The 15970-nt window shown below is 63.6% G+C and carries 20 protein-coding genes; 6 read left to right on the top strand and 14 right to left on the bottom strand.

Annotated features, from left to right (window positions below):
* Positions 1 to 134: 134 nt before the first annotated feature.
* On the bottom strand, positions 135 to 1010 hold the full coding sequence (tesB, locus tag HB777_31050; GenBank protein QND67949.1) for an acyl-CoA thioesterase II: 876 nt from the start codon (positions 1008 to 1010) through the stop codon (positions 135 to 137).
* 99 nt (positions 1011 to 1109) lie between these two features.
* On the opposite strand from tesB, the gene HB777_31045 reads away from it, so the two are divergent.
* Positions 1110 to 2369, top strand: coding sequence for a ubiquinone biosynthesis hydroxylase (locus HB777_31045; protein QND68959.1), 1260 nt, complete (start codon positions 1110 to 1112; stop codon positions 2367 to 2369).
* A gap of 10 nt (positions 2370 to 2379) precedes the next feature.
* On the opposite strand, the gene HB777_31040 is transcribed toward HB777_31045, so the two are convergent.
* From HB777_31040 to HB777_31030, 3 genes are all read right to left on the bottom strand, one after another.
* Positions 2380 to 2907 carry a hypothetical protein gene (locus HB777_31040; protein QND67948.1) on the bottom strand — a complete coding sequence of 176 codons (528 nt, stop codon included), beginning with the start codon at positions 2905 to 2907 and terminating at the stop codon, positions 2380 to 2382.
* Positions 2908 to 3049: 142 nt separating this feature from the next.
* Positions 3050 to 3406, bottom strand: coding sequence for a YciI family protein (locus HB777_31035; GenBank protein QND67947.1), 357 nt, complete (start codon positions 3404 to 3406; stop codon positions 3050 to 3052).
* A complete protein-coding gene (locus HB777_31030; protein QND68958.1) occupies positions 3403 to 3630 on the bottom strand; it encodes a hypothetical protein in 228 nt (75 codons plus the stop codon). Before HB777_31030 ends, HB777_31035 begins: the two co-directional genes overlap by 4 nt.
* A gap of 240 nt (positions 3631 to 3870) precedes the next feature.
* Between HB777_31030 and HB777_31025 the strand changes: the two genes are divergently transcribed.
* A complete protein-coding gene (locus tag HB777_31025; protein ID QND67946.1) occupies positions 3871 to 4296 on the top strand; it encodes an OsmC family protein in 426 nt (141 codons plus the stop codon).
* 64 nt (positions 4297 to 4360) lie between these two features.
* Here HB777_31025 and HB777_31020 read toward each other — a convergent pair whose 3' ends face one another.
* Positions 4361 to 5332: an AraC family transcriptional regulator gene (locus tag HB777_31020; GenBank protein QND67945.1), complete on the bottom strand. Its 972-nt coding sequence runs from the start codon at positions 5330 to 5332 to the stop codon at positions 4361 to 4363.
* 181 nt (positions 5333 to 5513) lie between these two features.
* On the opposite strand from HB777_31020, the gene HB777_31015 reads away from it, so the two are divergent.
* The 3 genes from HB777_31015 to HB777_31005 are packed head-to-tail and all read left to right on the top strand — an operon-like array spanning position 5514 to position 6552.
* On the top strand, positions 5514 to 5666 hold the full coding sequence (locus HB777_31015; protein ID QND67944.1) for a hypothetical protein: 153 nt from the start codon (positions 5514 to 5516) through the stop codon (positions 5664 to 5666).
* Complete coding sequence (locus HB777_31010) at positions 5663 to 6019, top strand: hypothetical protein (protein ID QND67943.1); 357 nt, start codon at positions 5663 to 5665, stop codon at positions 6017 to 6019. Before HB777_31015 ends, HB777_31010 begins: the two co-directional genes overlap by 4 nt.
* Positions 6013 to 6552 (top strand): hypothetical protein, encoded by a 540-nt coding sequence (locus HB777_31005; GenBank protein ID QND67942.1) that lies wholly within the window; start codon positions 6013 to 6015, stop codon positions 6550 to 6552. The genes HB777_31010 and HB777_31005 overlap by 7 nt, the downstream gene beginning before the upstream one ends.
* A 2-nt stretch (positions 6553 to 6554) precedes the next feature.
* On the opposite strand, the gene HB777_31000 is transcribed toward HB777_31005, so the two are convergent.
* The 8 genes from HB777_31000 to HB777_30965 form a co-directional block, all read right to left on the bottom strand.
* Positions 6555 to 7196 (bottom strand): DUF480 domain-containing protein, encoded by a 642-nt coding sequence (locus tag HB777_31000; protein QND67941.1) that lies wholly within the window; start codon positions 7194 to 7196, stop codon positions 6555 to 6557.
* 235 nt (positions 7197 to 7431) lie between these two features.
* Positions 7432 to 9075 (bottom strand): sulfatase-like hydrolase/transferase, encoded by a 1644-nt coding sequence (locus HB777_30995; protein ID QND67940.1) that lies wholly within the window; start codon positions 9073 to 9075, stop codon positions 7432 to 7434.
* A 495-nt stretch (positions 9076 to 9570) separates the two neighbouring features.
* Positions 9571 to 10350 (bottom strand): succinate dehydrogenase iron-sulfur subunit, encoded by a 780-nt coding sequence (locus HB777_30990; protein QND67939.1) that lies wholly within the window; start codon positions 10348 to 10350, stop codon positions 9571 to 9573.
* A complete protein-coding gene (locus tag HB777_30985; protein ID QND67938.1) occupies positions 10350 to 10787 on the bottom strand; it encodes a DUF3052 family protein in 438 nt (145 codons plus the stop codon). Before HB777_30985 ends, HB777_30990 begins: the two co-directional genes overlap by 1 nt.
* Positions 10788 to 10789: 2 nt before the next feature.
* Complete coding sequence (locus HB777_30980; protein QND67937.1) at positions 10790 to 12625, bottom strand: succinate dehydrogenase flavoprotein subunit; 1836 nt, start codon at positions 12623 to 12625, stop codon at positions 10790 to 10792.
* Between the two features lies 1 nt (position 12626).
* Positions 12627 to 13022: a succinate dehydrogenase, hydrophobic membrane anchor protein gene (sdhD, locus tag HB777_30975; GenBank protein ID QND67936.1), complete on the bottom strand. Its 396-nt coding sequence runs from the start codon at positions 13020 to 13022 to the stop codon at positions 12627 to 12629.
* A gap of 2 nt (positions 13023 to 13024) precedes the next feature.
* Positions 13025 to 13444 carry a succinate dehydrogenase, cytochrome b556 subunit gene (sdhC, locus tag HB777_30970; GenBank protein QND67935.1) on the bottom strand — a complete coding sequence of 140 codons (420 nt, stop codon included), beginning with the start codon at positions 13442 to 13444 and terminating at the stop codon, positions 13025 to 13027.
* Positions 13445 to 13704: 260 nt separating this feature from the next.
* Entirely contained in the window at positions 13705 to 14133 is a 429-nt protein-coding gene (locus HB777_30965; GenBank protein ID QND67934.1) for a hypothetical protein, read from the bottom strand.
* Positions 14134 to 14394: 261 nt separating this feature from the next.
* Here HB777_30965 and HB777_30960 point away from each other — a divergent pair, with 261 nt between their 5' ends.
* Positions 14395 to 14757, top strand: coding sequence for a hypothetical protein (locus HB777_30960; protein ID QND67933.1), 363 nt, complete (start codon positions 14395 to 14397; stop codon positions 14755 to 14757).
* Here HB777_30960 and HB777_30955 read toward each other — a convergent pair.
* Entirely contained in the window at positions 14741 to 15949 is a 1209-nt protein-coding gene (locus HB777_30955) for a GGDEF domain-containing protein (GenBank protein QND67932.1), read from the bottom strand. The genes HB777_30960 and HB777_30955 overlap by 17 nt on opposite strands.
* Positions 15950 to 15970 lie beyond the last annotated feature (21 nt).

Raw genomic sequence — 15970 nt, 5'->3', positions numbered from 1 at the left:
TCAAGCTCCGTGCCAAGTGCCGAAGCAGTGTGTTAACCCGTTGTAAACAAAGAGATTGAGGAGCGTGCCGAGGCAACCTGTTCACAGCTGCGGCGATGCATCTGCTTAAAAATAAGGCAATTTTCGCAAAATGCCTACTCTGTAGGCGATCGCTTGAGCCGGATCAGCCCTTCCTGCGCAACCGAGGCGATCAGCGTGCCGTCGCGGGCAAACAGCGAGCCGCGCGTAAAGCCGCGAGACCCTTGTGTCGACGGGCTGTCCTGCGTGTAGAGCATCCAGTCGTCGAGTGCATGGCTGCGGTGGAACCACATGGCGTGGTCGAGGCTCGCCGCCTGGATATCGCGGTCGAAAATCGCGCGGCCATGCGCGAAAGTCGAGGTGTCGAGCAGCGTCATGTCGGAGAGATAGGCAAGCACCGCCGCCTGGACGGCGCGATCCGCCGGCACCGGACCGGTGGTGCGGATCCAGATGTTCTGCTTCGGCTCCAGCTTCTCCCGGCTCGTGTAATGCTTCAGCATCACCGGCTTCATCTCGATCGGCCGGTCGCGCTCCCAGTAGCGTTTGATGCCTTCGGGCACCGCCTCGCCGAACTTGCCCAGCAATTCGCGTTGCGACAGCAATGTGTCCGGCCCTGGAACGTCCTGCGGCATCGGCACCTGGTGCTCGAGACCGACCTCGTCCTGCTGGAACGAAGCCTCCAGCGAAAAGATCGCCTGGCCGTGCTGGACCGCCACCACACGCCGCGTGGTGAAGGAGCCGCCATCGCGGATGCGGTCGACCTCGTAGACGATCGGCACCTTGGTGTCGCCGGGCCGCATGAAATAGCCGTGCAGCGAATGCACATGGCGATCGGGATCGACGGTTCGCTGCGCGGCCACCAGCGCCTGCGCGATGGTCTGGCCGCCGAAGACGCGCTGCCAGTCGAGCAGCGGGCTGCGACCACGATACAGATTGTGTTCCAGCTTCTCGAGGTCGAGAATGCCGAGAAGCTCGTCCATGGCTGCCGTCATATTTCGCGCCCTCGCCGCAGAAGTGTTATGGCGGTTTCCGACAGGACGGACAGGCAGTCAAGGGCGCAAGACCCGACCGGCGCGCAAGGAGCGAAGATGATGGAACGCAAGGCGGACGCGAAAACCAGATCCGGCCTCGATGTTCTGGTCGCCGGCGCAGGCTATGTCGGCTTGGCCGCCGCGGTGTCGCTGAAGCAGGCGCGCCCAGGTCTCGCCATCGCTCTCGTCGATGCCGCGCCTGCTGGCGTCTGGCAAAGGGATGGCCGCGCTTCGGCCATTGCCGCCGCCGCCTGCCGCATGCTCGACCAGCTCGGCGTGTGGGCCGAGATCGCGCCGCAGGCGCAGGCGATCACCGAGATGATCATCACCGATTCGCGCACCTCCGATCCGGTGCGTCCGGTGTTCCTGACCTTCGACGGCGAAGTGGCGCCGGGGGAGCCGTTTGCGCATATGGTCGCCAACAAGGTGCTGAACGGCGCCTTGCGGGCCAGCGCCGAAAGGCTCGGCATCGACATCATCGAAGGCGTCGCGGTGCAGGGTTTCGAAACCAATGGCGCCGGCATGTCAGTGCATCTGGCCGACGGTGCGGCGTTGAAGGCGCGACTGCTGGTCGCCGCCGACGGCGTCAACTCGAAGCTTCGCGACATGGCCGGCATCAAGACGGTGAAGTGGGAATATGGCCAGTCCGGCATCGTCTGCACGGTAGCGCATGAACGCCCGCACAATGGCCGCGCCGAAGAGCATTTCCTGCCGGCCGGCCCCTTTGCCACATTGCCGCTCAAGCCCGGTGAGGACGGCACCAACCGCTCGTCGATCGTCTGGGTCGAACGCACCCAGGATGCCGAGAAGCTGGTGGCCGGCGACGATCTCGTTTTCGAACACGAACTCGAACAGCGTTTCAGCTTGAAGCTTGGCGAGATCCGCGTCGCTGACAAGCCGCGCGCCTGGCCGCTCGGCCTGACCATCGCACGCGCCTTCGTCGCACCGCGCATCGCGCTCGCCGGTGACGCCGCGCACGGCATCCACCCGATCGCCGGCCAGGGCCTCAATCTCGGCTTCAAGGATGTAGCGGCACTTGCCGAGGTGATCGTCGAGGCCGACCGGCTCGGCCAGGACATCGGCGCGCTCGACGTGCTCGAACGCTACCAGCAATGGCGCCGTTTCGACACGGTGCAGATGGGCGTCACCACGGATGTGCTGAACCGGCTGTTTTCCAACGACATCGGCCCGCTGCGCACCGTCCGCGACATCGGCCTCGGCCTGGTCGAACGCATGCCGCGCCTGAAGGCGTTTTTTATCCGCCAGGCGTCGGGGTTGTCCGCTGGCACGCCACGATTGTTGAAGGGCGAGGCGATCTGAGCGCTGTCGCTCAATTCACTTCGAAACCCAGCTTTTGCCGCAGTCGCAATATCCTCTGGTCGGATATCTCAAGGCGTTTCTCGCCGCCCTGGGCGGCGCGGTTGACCATTTGCAGCAGATCGTTGCGCTCGGCGACATCAAGGCGTTCGCGCAAGAACGGCGCCAGCTTGTCGATGACGATTGTGGTGTCGTCGATCTGTGACGCCGCCCATTTGGCGTAGACCACCGCTTCGTCCGTTTTCTTCTTGTCGGCGATCTCGGAAATCACCGCGCGAATGACGGCCTCGCGCTGCGGCAGGATAGGCCCATTCTCGGAGACGATGGCGGTGATGAGCGTTGCCGCAGCAACGACCGGATCGTCGATCGCCGTCAGCGGCGACAGGGCGGCCTGCTTGCGCAGCTTCTTGCGGCGGATGTTGCCTTGCACGCGCCCGACAACGTCCGCAACCTCGCGGGCCGCGTCGTTCATCGCCTTCATCCGGTACCACCAGAACGCCGCCGCGCCCAACACGCCAAGGATAGCAATCAAGAACGGCATGCCGACATCCCCCAAAATCCTGGCGACGATAGGAGAACTCTTGGCTGGCTTCAACACGCAAAAGTTGCGCACGAAACCGAACCCAGAACGTTGGCTCAGCCCGACGCCCTGGTTTCGAAGCGGCCGCAACCCATGGCAGGCTCTATGACCCCGGTATGTCGTAGACCGCCCGGACCTCGATCGTGCCGAGTTCGGCCAGCGGAATACCGGCGGCAATATCCAGCGCCTCTTCGAGATTCCCTGCCTCGATCATGACGAAACCAAGCAGTTGCTCCTTGGTCTCGGCGAACGGACCGTCGATGACCAGCCGCTTGCCCTTGCGCCGCCGCACGGTCTTGGCTGTTTTCACCGATTGCAGCGCCTGCGCGACAATCAGCAGGCCCTTCTCCTCCAGCGATCGGTCATAGGCCAGCGAATCGGCATCGAGCTTGGCCGACCCTTCGGGGGTCAGCGCGTGAAGATCCTTTTCCTCGCCATAGACCAGACAGACATATTTCATTTCCAGCTCCCTTGCTGCGACGAACCATCGGATGCGGTGATGAGGGTGTCAGCGTTGTCCCTGACCGCGGCTGCATGGTCGAGAAGGCATGCCGCGATGCCGATGATGGCAACCGCCGCCAGAAGCCGGCCAAAGCCGGACGCCGGCGGATGCAGCCAGAAGTCTTCTCGTCGCCCGGCCTTGCCGCTTGCGCCTTGCCACAGTGCGAAAAACAGATTGTCCATGTGAACCTCCATCCGGCCATGAATCCCGTGGCCGCCCGCAGGACGGGCGAGGGAAGCCAAAGTCGACATTTTCGCATCTGCTTTTTTCAGAAAAGATTTCGCCACCATCGCCGACACTGTGCCGTAGTTCAAAGTGCGCAGTGGCCTTCGCGTCCGCGCGCGCTATAGTTGACCGGACGCCGGGCTCAGCCCCGACAGCAAGTCACGACAACCCCAGCCACGACAACCAAGGAGGAATTCATGGACCGCACCGCAAACGCCGTCTGGAAAGGCAATCTGAAAGAGGGCAAGGGCACGCTCGACACCCAGAGCGGGACCCTGAAGGGCACGCCCTATTCGTTCAAGGCGCGCTTCGAGGACGAGAGCGGCAAATCCGGCACCAACCCGGAAGAGCTGATCGCCGCCGCGCATGCCGGCTGCTTTGCCATGCAGTTCTCGCATTTCCTGGCCGAGAACGGCACGCCCGCCACCGAACTCGACGCCAAGGCGGTGGTGACGCTGGTTCCAGGCACCGGGATCACCGGCAGCGCCCTCACCGTGGTCGGCAAGGTGCCGGGCATCGATGCTGCGAAGTTTGGCGAGTTGGCCGAAAAGGCCAAGGCCGGCTGCCCGGTCTCGAAGGCGCTCGGCGCCATAAACGTATCGCTCGACGCCAGGCTCGGGTGAAGGGCGCGAGTGGCAAGTCCATCCAGACAGCGCCGGCCCCTTGGGCCGGCGTTTTCGTTTGCGCTCAGTCTTTCAGCGCGGCCGCCCGCACATCGGACGGCGTCGCGTCATAGCGCCGGCGGAACGCCCGGTTGAAATAGGACAGGTCGTTGAAGCCGGCCTCGAAAGCGATCGCCGTGATGCTGCGGCTGGCCTGGCGCGGATCGCCAAGCATCCGGTGCGCGCGCAGCAGGCGCTGGCACAGCATGAAGTCCGACAGCGACGTGCCTTCGCGCTCGAACAGCTTCCTGATGTAGCGGGCGGAAAGGCGGTGACGGCGGGCGATGTCTTCGGCCGACAGGTCGCCGCCATGGGCTGTTATGTCGGCCTTGATGGCGCGCAGCCGCGCCACGCGCACGCCTCGGCCCCGGGCGATTTCGGCCGCGTCCCGGGTGGCACCCATGGCCAGGGCGATGAGATCGAAAATATGCGTCGTCGCCAGATGCCAGGCCTCCGGCGTCAGAACGTCGCCGGCATCCTGGATCGACTGCACATAGTCGAGCAGCAGCCGCATCGCCCCGCCGCTGGTCGGCAGCGGCTGCATCAGCGCCAGGGCCGGGTCGCCGATCAGCGGTGAAAGCACTCTGAGCGAGAAGCTCATATTGACGAAGCGAAGACCGCCGGGCTGGATGACATTGAGGCCGACCTCCTCGCCGCTCATCATCAGCGCCTGGCCGTTGCCGACCTGCTCCTCGCGGCCGCGATGCTTCATCACGCTGGCGCCATCGAGGGCGGCCAGAAGGACGAGATCGTCGCTGTCGATCAACGGCGTCGAATGATGGACGCGGAATTCGGAGCAGGTGCCCGTGGCGATGCCGAGGCCGGGCAAGGCGCGCACCCGCATATCGACCTGCGTCGGCCCAAGCGGATCGAGGTCGACCTTGAGCACCGTGCGGCCATAGACCTCGCGCATGATCTCGACGCGATCCCGCTCCGGAAGCGCGTCCGTCATCAGCCTGAACGAGGTGGTTGGCCCCATCGTCGCCGTCATCGGCATCCCCCAAGCCTCAGGTCAAACAGAAGCGCGGTCATATGCGCCGCAGCTCTGAAAACGTCAATACAGGGCCGTTTGGGCCGTTTTTGGGGCCGCTGCGTCCAAGCTGCCCGCTTTTGCCGGACCTAGTTTGCGGCGCGCTTCCGATCGGAAGGCGCATCGCAAACAACCACAAGGGGGTTCGATGTATCATTTGCAACTGTTCAAGACGCTGTCGGGTCTCGCCTCGGCGGGCTTCAATCCGCGCGTCTATCTTCTGTCCATCGCTCTCGGCAGAACCGTCGTCGACCATCGCGACCTCAAGCCGTCGTCGCGTAGCGGGGAGCGTCGGCCATGAACGCCGCCCGGCATGCGATCCTGGCGGCGCCGGTCCTGTGCCTTGGCCTGTGCGGCTGCGTCGGCATCAATCCGGTTTCGGCGGTCGTCGGCATGGCCGGCATGGCGGCGGCCAACTCCGTCGGCATGGCGCAATCGGCCACCATCAGCCCGCAGGAACAGGCGAAATACGCCTCGATGTCCTGCGCGGATTTGCGGCAACTGACCGCCAACTATCAGGGCGCCCAGGGCGCCGGTCCGGCGCCGAAGAAATATGGCGGCATGGCGCCTGCCGGCAAGATGGCGATCGCCAACCAGGTCATATCAACGCGGCTTGCCTATCTGAAACAGCTTGTCGCGAGCAAGGGATGTTGAGGGCCTCGTCACACCACGCCTGCCGGGCCGCACTTGTCGGGCTCGCCAGCTGGCTGGCCTTCAGCGCCGGCGGCGCCTACGGCCAGGGCAAGGGGCCGACGACACGCTCCCGCCTCGGCGCGATGCCGGCGGCACTGGTCGGCAAATGGGGTTTTGCTGTCGCCAGCGGCAATTATTGCGACACGTTCAGCAACTGCGAACCGGGCAGCGGCGGCAGCATCACCTTCACCTTCGGGGCTGACGGGCGCAGCTATTACGCGCTGTTTCAGTCGTCGCTGGTCGACGGCTGCGGCCAGGTGCGGTCGCTGACGCTGAAGACCGGCAAGGCCTCGGTGCGCGGCTCGACCCTGGTGTTCACGCCGACGGCGGGAACCTACAAATCCGTCAACGGCTGCCGGCCCGACCTGACAGGCCTGTGGAAATTCAAGCCCGGCGACCTGAAACCGGTTTCATTGCGCTGGCAACTGGACGGCGGGCAGTTGCGGCTGATCGACCCCGACGGCGAAGCAAGCGGCGTTTACTCGAGGCGATGAGCCTAACCCTCTTCGCCGGACAGCGCCTCGATGCGGGCGCGCAACCTCGCAACCTCCTGCTCGAGGGCGCTGATGCGCTCTTCGAGGCCGAAGGCCGATGAAACGGCCGGCGGCACCTGGTGCGAGGCGATCGCCGAGATTTGCGGTGTCCCGCTCAGCAGATGCATGAAGCGCTCCTCGCGCTGACCGGGCCAGCGCTCGATCAGCAGGACCAGCGGCGGCCGGCGGCCGATCAGCAGGTCCAGATCGGTGCGCAGCGCGTCGATCGACGAAAACCGCGCCATGCGCTCGGCGCGTGCCAGCAATTCATGCGCCGTCTGCGCGCCGCGCAACAGCATCAGGCCGACCAGCGCGATCTGCGCCGAGGTCAGCGAGAAACGCTGCGCCACCTGATGCTCGTAGCGCTCGACGCGCGAAGCAAAGACCTGCCGGACCAGGCCCTTCTGCTCCAGTTGGGCGAGTGCCCGCCTGACCTCGACAAGCTCGACCGCCATCACCGGCTCGCGCGCCGTCTTCTGGTTGGCCGCGGCATGCGCGCCATTGAGCGTCAGCGGATAGACATCCGGCGTCAGCTCTTTCTTCTCGATCAGGCAGCCGAGTATGCGCGCTTCGACGGGATTGAGGATGGGAAGGTCTTCGCTCATGGCTCTCTCATATCCGAAGCTCCCGATACCATAGCTGTTCGCGAAACGTCTCCTACTTTCGATCGGACGGATACAGCGGTGCGTCACACCTTCCGGTCCTTTTTCTTCCAGTCCTTTTTCGCATCAGGGCGACAGCTGGCATGGGACATATGCACTGGTGCGCTTCGGCACGCATGCAATGTCGCCCAAAAGTGGCTCGGGTTTCTGGGAGAACGACATGCTTGAAGACGAAAGCTTAAAGCGCATCAGTCCCAGGCGCCGCAGCCTTCCGCTCCGGTTTCGGCTGCCAGAATGATCTGGCCAGCACATCCTCGGCATGGATCGCATCGTCGAACCGAGCCTGTCCAAGTTCCTGGGCCAGCGTCGGTCGATCCCCGAGCAGCGAGACGCCAAAGGCAGCCTGGCCATTGGGGGGCGGCACGCCCAGCGCGTCCAGGATGGTGGGAAATATGTCAATCGTTCCCGAAAGCCCGGTGTGCGTTTTGGCAGGAACGCCATCCCCCGACAGGGAGAAGAAGTTGCGTCGCTCATGCGTGTTCAGGCGATCCGTCACTTTGCTCGGCGCGCTAAGGTGGTCACTTTGCAACGCCAGGACGGTATTGGCCATCAGACCTTCGGCCTCGGCTTTGTGAATGAAGTCCGCGATGAGCATGTTTGTGCATTTCACGGCATGGAGAATGTTGGGGGTTTGTGGAGACAGTCCCGTCTTGCCGATACATTTGTCGGTGAGGTAGCCATCCATCGCATGCCCACCACTGACGGCGATCGTCAGCGAGAACGGTTTGCCGTCCCGTTGCGCGCGCCGCAAGACGTCAAGGCTCAAATCGAGAACCTCGGCGTCATCGGCGCCAAAAGCGCTGCCGCGCCCGGCGACGGCAGCCACGACTTCGGGTCCCCCAAAAAGCGATGAATAGCCATGGGTGGAATAGAATGTCCCCTGGCCTGTGAAGCTGAGTGGCCAACCGGTGACAAAGCTCTGCTGATAGCCCCGCGCCTTCAGGACATCGCCCAGGCAGGTCAGGCCTGGCAGGAACTGCGAACTCTCCTCCAGGTACTGGCGCGTCGTGAAGAACGTCATCAGCAGCGGCGTTCCGCAGTTCGCAGCGACCATCCCCGAGATGGAGTTGTTGGTGTAGGCAAGTTGCACCATGTTGGTCGCCGAAACGCCCCGCCTGTCGAATTCGAGTAGCGGCCCCATGACGTCGCCGAACTCCGCCTCGTCCATGTAGGTGCGCTCGGCGCTCTCGATGAAAATATGAATGAGGTTCTTTGGCGCGGTGTTGGCGGACGCTGCTTCTGCCTCCGGCTCTGCCAGGGAGCTGATGTCGACGAACCGCTTGGATAGGAAATCATGCAGCGGATTGAGGTGGATCGCGGCGGCGATCGGCCGTGTCAGCATCGGGTTTGCCGCCAGGAAGAACGCCATCAGGGCGACATCCATTCCTCTCGTCAGCGTGCCACGCGCCTTCAGGGCGCCGAGGCCGAAAAGAACGGCTAGAATGACCAGCATCGTGCTTCCGGTATTCCACAAATAGTCAAAAACGACACCGGGCGTGAGCATCCCGCCGCCGGCATGCATGAACATCGCACCCCAGTCAAAATAGCCAAAAACACTTTCAAGATAGACATAGACAAGGAAAAGAAAGCAGGGAATGAGCGAAAAATAGAGCCTGAACCATCTGCTTTCTCGCTGATCCACCCTCTTGTCCCGGAGCCCGTCAAACAAGAGAAGCGCGACCAATCCCCCCAGGCCGAGAGCCGCAAGCAGCCCCTTCTCCTGAGAATAGATCAGCGACACAAGCCAAGTGAGCGATCCCACTGTTGTGACGCTGATCAATGACCCGGATACTGAGTACCGATCCACGACGATGCCGCGCATCACTTTGCTCTCGAGTGACAACCTCGAAAGTGAATATCGATAACCACTTAAAACTATACTAAGGCAATGCTGCACAATCGCGCACATCAAACAATCTATTACTTGAGATGCCGCTAATATACGGTCGTCAAAAAGCCTCGACCTTGACGAGCGGCATGTTTGGAAACAACGATCAGGCGATCGGCGTGCGCCGGCAATTCATGCGCGGTCGGCTGTCCACCCAATCAGAGCAGGCCAAGCAAGACGGACCATGGCGCGGTCGGCGAGAACTGCCGAGCCATATGAACTGATAACCTGTCGACACGCGAGCCGGACAGTCGCTACACCAGCCCTTCTACTCAAGCAGCTTGGGCGCTTGGTGCATCTCCGTCGGTTGCCATCCCCGGCTCGCACCATCTTTTGGGTGGTGCTCGCTACGCATTGAGCGTCAACGGATCCGGCGTCAGTCCCTTCTTTCGACCAGCAAGCCAAGTCTTCGAGACTGCCTTGGCCCCGCTAAACCCTTCTCTCCACCATCATCTTCTTGATCTCCGCGATCGCCTTGGCCGGGTTGAGGCCCTTGGGGCAGGTCTGCGCGCAGTTCATGATGGTGTGGCAGCGGTAGAGCCGGAAGGGATCTTCGAGATTGTCGAGCCGCTCGCCCTTGGCCTCGTCGCGGCTATCGATCAGCCAGCGATAGGCCTGCAGAAGCGTTGCCGGGCCGAGATAGCGGTCGCCGTTCCACCAGTAGCTCGGGCACGAGGTCGAGCAGCAGGCGCACAAGATGCACTCGTAGAGCCCGTCGAGCTTCTCGCGGTCCTCATGGCTTTGCAGCCATTCCTTGGCCGGCTCCGGCGACACCGTCTTCAGCCAAGGCTGGATCGAGGCATGCTGGGCGTAGAAATTGGTGAGGTCGGGCACCAGGTCCTTGACCACCTGCATATGCGGCAGCGGGTAGACCTTGACGGCGCCGGAAATGTCGTCGCAGCCCTTGGTGCAGGCCAGCGTGTTGGAACCGTCGATGTTCATGGCGCAGGAGCCGCAAATGCCTTCGCGGCAGGAGCGGCGCAAGGTCAGCGTTGGATCGATCTTGTTCTTGATCCACAGCAGCGCGTCGAGCACCATCGGCCCGCAATCGTCCATGTCGACGAAATAGGTGTCGATGCGCGGGTTCTCGTCATCGTCCGGTGACCAGCGGTAGATCCGGTATTCCCGCAGATTGGTGGCGCCCTCCGGCTTGGGCCAGGTCTTGCCCTGCTGGATCTTCGAGTTCTTGGGAAGCGTTAGTTCGACCATTACCTCAGGTCCTTTCGGATGACGAGCTTCAGCCCGGACCAGATTTCATTGACGGCGGCGACCTTGACGTCGACAAGGTCGCGCTTCAGCGCTTCAGTGCGGACAACGCCCTCGGTGACGTCGGTGGCCACCTTCGAGGCCTTCTTCGGCCAGGACACCCAGATCATGCCGTCGCGCCTGATCGCCGCCTCGACATCGCCGAGGCGATCCTCGATTTCGGCACGCTGCCGGGTGAAGGCATGGACGGCGTCATATTTCAGGGTCGTTCCCGAAATCCGCGACCAGTCTGCCAGCCGGTCGACTTGGGCGAAGTCGACGGCATCGGTGAGATCGCTGAGGTCGTCGGGCAGCGCGATGAAAGCGGCGGTCATGCCGTCCTTCAGGCCGAGCTTGGCCGGAAGGGGCGTGCCGGAATATCCCGAGGCCGCCGGCGCCATCGTCAGTACACCCTGGCCTTCGGCGCGATCTTGGCGAGGCTGATGCCGCCGTCCTTTTCCGCCAGCTGCGGCTCGGTGTGCACCGGCCGATAGGAGAGCGTCACCTTGCCGTCTTCGCTGAGCCTGGCCAGCGTGTGCTTGCGCCAGACCTTGTCGTCGCGCGCCGAAAAATCTTCCCGCGCGTGCGCGCCACGGCTCTCCTTGCGCGCCTCGGCGCTGTAGACCGTGGTGATGGCATTGGCCATCAGGTTTTCCAGTTCCAGCGTCTCGACCAGGTCGGAATTCCAGATCATCGAGCGGTCGGACACTTTGATGTCCTTCAATTCGCCCCAGATCTGCGAAATGCGCTTGCAGCCGTTTTCGAGCGACTCCTGCGTGCGGAACACCGCCGCGTCTTCCTGCATCGCCTTCTGCATCTTCTCGCGCAGCACCGCCGTCGGCGTCGAGCCATTGGCGTGGCGGAGCCGGTCGAAGCGGTCCATGATCTTTTCGACCGAGGCCTCGTTGGGCGAAGGGATCGCCGAATTGCGGTCGATCACCTGGCCAGCCCGGATCGCCGCAGCGCGGCCGAACACCACCAGGTCGATCAGCGAATTCGAGCCGAGCCGGTTGGCGCCGTGCACCGAGGCGCAGCCGGCTTCGCCGACCGCCATCAGCCCGGGCGACACCTTGTCGGGGCTTCGGGCCGTCGGGTTCAGCACCTCGCCCCAGTAATTGGTCGGCACGCCGCCCATATTGTAGTGCACCGTCGGCAGCACCGGGATCGGCTCCTTGGTCAGGTCGACGCCGGCAAAGATCTTCGCCGATTCCGAAATGCCCGGCAGCCGCTCATGCAGGACCGCGGGATCGAGATGGTCGAGATGCAGGAAGATATGGTCCTTCTTCTTGCCGACGCCGCGGCCCTCGCGGATCTCCAGCGTCATGCAGCGCGAGACGACGTCGCGCGAGGCAAGGTCCTTGGCCGACGGCGCATAGCGCTCCATGAAGCGCTCGCCCTCGGAATTGACGAGATAGCCGCCCTCGCCGCGCGCGCCCTCGGTGATCAGGCAGCCGGCGCCGTAGATGCCGGTCGGGTGGAACTGCACGAACTCCATGTCCTGCAGCGGGAAGCCGGCGCGTGCGGCCATGCCGCCGCCGTCGCCGGTGCAGGTGTGCGCCGAGGTGGCCGAGAAATAGGTGCGGCCATAGCCGCCGGTCGCCAGCACCACCATCTTGGCCGAGAAGCGGTGGATGGTGCCGTCATCGAGGTTCCAGGCGACGACGCCGGTGCAGGTGCCGTCCGGCTCCATGATCAGGTCGAGCGCGAAATACTCGATGAAGAACTGCGCGTTGTTCTTCAGCGACTGGCCGTAGAGCGTGTGCAGGATGGCGTGGCCGGTTCGGTCGGCGGCGGCACAGGTGCGCTGCACCGGCGGGCCTTCGCCGTAATTCATCATGTGGCCGCCGAACGGCCGCTGGTAGATCTTGCCCTCTTCGGTGCGCGAGAACGGCACGCCGTAATGTTCGAGCTCGTAGACCGCGGCCGGCGCTTCGCGCACCAGGTATTCCATGGCGTCGACATCGCCCAGCCAGTCCGAGCCCTTGACGGTGTCGTACATGTGCCACTGCCAGGAATCGGGGCCCATGTTGGACAGCGAGGCGGCGATGCCGCCTTGCGCCGCCACCGTGTGCGAGCGCGTCGGGAACACCTTGGTAATGCAGGCGGTGCGCAGGCCCTGTTCGGCCATGCCGAGCGTGGCGCGCAGGCCGGCGCCACCGGCGCCGACGACCACGACGTCGAACTTGTGGTCGACAAAGGTGTAGCCTGCCGTGTTGGCTTGTTTTGCGTCCTTGGCCAACTCAGCCTCCGAATGTCAGCTTGAGCAGGGCGAAGATCGAGGCGACGCCGACCGCTATGGTGAAAAATGTGTTGAGCGCGATCAGCGCCAGCTTCATGCCTTCGCCATGCACGTAATCCTCGATGATCACCTGCATGCCGAGCCGCATATGGGTGAGCCCGGAGACGAGCACCAGGGCCAACACCAGCGCCACGAACGGATTGGCAAGGGCTGCCCGCACATGCTCATAGTCAGCGCCGTTGAGCGCGATCAGGAAACCGACGAAGAACAGTATCAGCGGGATGTTGGCGATCGCGGTCAGGCGCTGGCGCCAGAAATGTCCGGTGCCCTCCCGGGCCGAACCCAGGCCGCGAACCTTCGCCAGCGGCGTGCGCATGTCGGAGTTGTTGCCGCTCATGATCAGGCTCCCCGCGCCATATAGCCGGCGATCCAGATCAGCAGCGTGAGCAGGATCGAGCCGGCCAGTGTCGCCCAGGCGATCTTCGAGGCCGTATGCTTTTCGAGACCGGCGCCGGTGTCCCAGACCAGATGGCGCACGCCACCCAGCATGTGATGCATCAGCGCCCAGGTGTAGCCGAACAGGATCAGCCGGCCGAGCCATGTGCCGAAGGCCCAGTTGACCCAGTCGAAGGTCGCCTGCGAGCTTGCCGCCGCCATCAGCCACAGGGCGACCAGCAGCGTGCCGAAATACAGCGCGCCGCCGGTGATGCGATGGATGATAGACATCGTCATCGTGATCGGCGGCCGGTACACGGTCAGATGCGGCGAAAGCGGCCGTTCACGTCTGGCAAATTCGCGGGTGGCTGGTGATTTGCTCATGGCTCCCCCAGTTCGGCGTCTCTCTGGAGCCTCAGGTGGAAATGCGGCATTGCCGCTTCCGGTTGCGACTTCGGACAGCCGGTTTCTAATGCTCTTTTTGCACCGCGTCAAAGCCAGAAAACCGTTTCGAAAACGTAATTTAGTCTGACTAAAAGGCAGGCTCCGGCTTCAATCGATTAGGGACTCATCGCCTAGAGCCGGCTCGATATCGCTGCAGTGCAGCATGTATAGCCCAGGGCTCAGCGGTGTTGAGATTGGCGCTAGCGTCTACAGGTCTGCGGTGTCGACCCCTTCTTCATCACCAGCGCCTCGCGTCCGTCGATCACGATTGCGTCATGCGTGGCCGCCTCCTGGTAGCGGCTGCTCTGATTGGCAGGCGACGCCGCAAACTCCTCGGTCGCACCGTCGGATCCGACCACACGCAACGACGTGCCGAGATTTTGGATGGTGATCATACCGTTATTGCCGCATCTGTAGGTGGCCGTGCCTATGCCGGATCGCGGCGCGGTAAGGTCGGTGATGATCTTGGTTGCAGCTGCCGGGGGCGCCGCGGCTGCGATGGGCTGCTGAGCCGGCGCAGGCGAGACGACGGTATTGGCCACCTTCGGCGCGCTGCCCTGTGGCACACAGGCAGCAACGACAACGAGCAACGGGAAAACGGACACCCAAATCGGCCGGCGGTGCGCCATATGCTGTCCTCCCGCGCGGCAAACCTGCCGCGATGCTTTGCCAAGATCAAGGTCATCCCGACGCCGAGACGGACACCGGCGCGATGGTGCGGCCAAGCATGGCCGAATGATGGCCACCGGGTTTTCCATCCAGTCGGATATTAACGGATATTAACCATGTTTACCGAGACATCGTCGGGAAGCGCATCCGCCTCTTAACAAAGGTTAAGAAAACGTTAATTTCCGATTCGAGGAGGCTTTCCTCAAGACACGGAGGACGCCATGCGTTCGAATTCGGGCAGATCGCGCCTTGCGGCGCTCATAGTGGCGGCCTCGGTCGTCGGCCTTGCAGCGCCAGCGCTTGCCGGCGCGCGGCATCAGGATCGCGTCTACGCCGATTCTTTCGGCAATCTCGTCATCGACAGCGCCGCCGGCTACAAGCGCATCCTCGTCGGCGAAGGCAGGCTGGCCAAGCAACTGTCCGACTACACCAGCGCCGGCCAGCCCAAGGTGATCTACGAGAACGAAGCCGACGAGATATCAGGCTACAGCGATTGCTACCGGCCGCCGGTGCTGGTGAAGGGCCGCTCCTATATGTACGGTCTCTCCGACGGCGAGATGCCCGAACTCAGCCCCTGCCGCTAGCTTCCAAGCCGGCTGACGACCAGTTGCCGGCCGGCCCGGCGGAGACGCGCACGCAATCGCGCCCGGCATTCTTGGCCTGATAGAGCGCCTGGTCGGCGCGCCGCATCAGCTCGGCAAAGTCTTCGCTCGGATGAAGTTCGGCGACACCGAAGCTCGCGGTGCAGCGGTTGTCGGCCGGCAATCCGTGGATGGGCAGCGCGCCGAAGGCGCTGCGCGTGCCCTCGGCGAACAGCCGGGCGCCGGCAAGGTTGGTTCCCGGCAGGATGATGGCGAACTCCTCGCCGCCAATGCGGCCGGCGACATGATGCCCGGCGGCGGCTTCGCGCAGGAAGCCTGCAAAAGTCTCGATCACCCGGTCGCCGGACGCATGGCCGAAACTGTCGTTGACGCTCTTGAAATGATCGAGGTCGGCGATGACCAGCGCCACCGGCACGCCTTGCCGCATCGCGCCAAGCACCGCCAGCTCGGCATGGCGGGTGAAGCCGCCGCGGTTGAGCAGGCGCGAAAGCGTGTCCATCTCCGATTTCGACGTCACCTCGGCGAGCACGTCGCGAACCAGGATGGCCAGCATCAGCAGCGCCAGCGCCAGCGCAAAGACAGTGCCTAGCGATTGCGACACCAGCGCGTAGTTGCTTTGCAGATAGGCCTGCGGATTGGCGCCCCAGCCGCCAAGCGCATGCGCGATGAACGGCTTGGAGGCAAACTGCAGGCCGCTGGCCGCCAGAACGGCCATCAATATGCGATCGAGACGGGCGGGCCCTTGCCGCGATGACCAGACGATGGCCAGCCCGATGAACTGCATGACCGCATAAGGAAGCTGGTAGGCCATCATGCGGACCAATGACTGGCGCGGCAGATCCTGCACGAAATACACAGCTATGGTGGTGGCGACCAGGAACAACAGCATCGGCTTCCAGGGCGGCGCCACGCCGTATTTGAGGGCAAGCCCGCCATTGAACGCAATGGTGGCGCCAAGGAAGACCGCGAAGGCGGCAACGACCGGGAGCCGCGCGTCGGTGAAAGCGGGAATGCTGAATTCGATGGCCGAATAGGCCATGCCCAGCAGATAGCCAAATGCCAGCCAGCGCGCCGGCGCGCGACCGACATCGTGGAAGGCGACCGCCATGAAGGATGCCGCCAGCAGGCCGGCAACCGACACATTGATCAACAGGATGAAGTTGGCGCCGCTCATGTTCTACCCGCACCCGCGCCA

The sequence above is a fragment of the Mesorhizobium loti genome (assembly GCA_014189435.1).
GTDB classification, from domain to species: Bacteria; Pseudomonadota; Alphaproteobacteria; order Rhizobiales; family Rhizobiaceae; genus Mesorhizobium; species Mesorhizobium loti_G.
This window is presented reverse-complemented; position numbering and strand designations above follow the sequence as displayed.